The organism is Streptomyces sparsus (assembly GCF_054776295.1).
The window spans coordinates 1-502 of record NZ_BAAHCA010001752.1 but is presented as its reverse complement, the minus strand read 5'-3'; the positions used below and the strand labels follow the sequence as shown (position 1 = coordinate 502).

Sequence of the window (502 nt, the reverse complement as noted above, 5' to 3'; positions counted from 1 at the left end):
GAACCGGAGGACGTCGTGGTGCCCGTGCTGACCGCGGACGGCCCGGCGGGCCGCGCCGAACGCACCCGGCTCGCGCTGGCCGACGCCGACGACGCGGCCTCCGACGGGCGGTGGACGCTGCTGGCCCACCCGATGCTGGAGCTGGACGTCGCCGGCTCACCGGTGTACCTGGAGCCGGACGCCGTCACGGTCTCACCGGACGGTCGCCGCACCGTCGAGGAGATCAAGTCCTTCCCGATCCTGGACGGCTCGGCCGACCCCGCCAAGGTCGGCGCCGCAGCCCGGCAGGCCGCCGTCTACGTGCTGGCGCTGCGGCGCATGGGCGGCAGCGTCAACGACCGCGCCCTGCTGGTGTGCCCCAGGGACTTCTCCAACCTGCCCACCGCCGCCGCGCTGGACCTGCGCAAGCAGACGGCCGCCGTGCGGCGGCAGCTCGCCCGGCTCACCCGCGTCGAGGAGATCGCCGGCACCGTGCCGGAGGGCGTCAGCTTCGACCCGGAGC

General features: G+C 75.7%; 1 pseudogene. It reads left to right on the top strand.

From position 1 onward, the window contains the following. Positions 1-502: pseudogene (locus ACYVE9_RS30655) on the top strand (hypothetical protein); the annotation flags it as partial.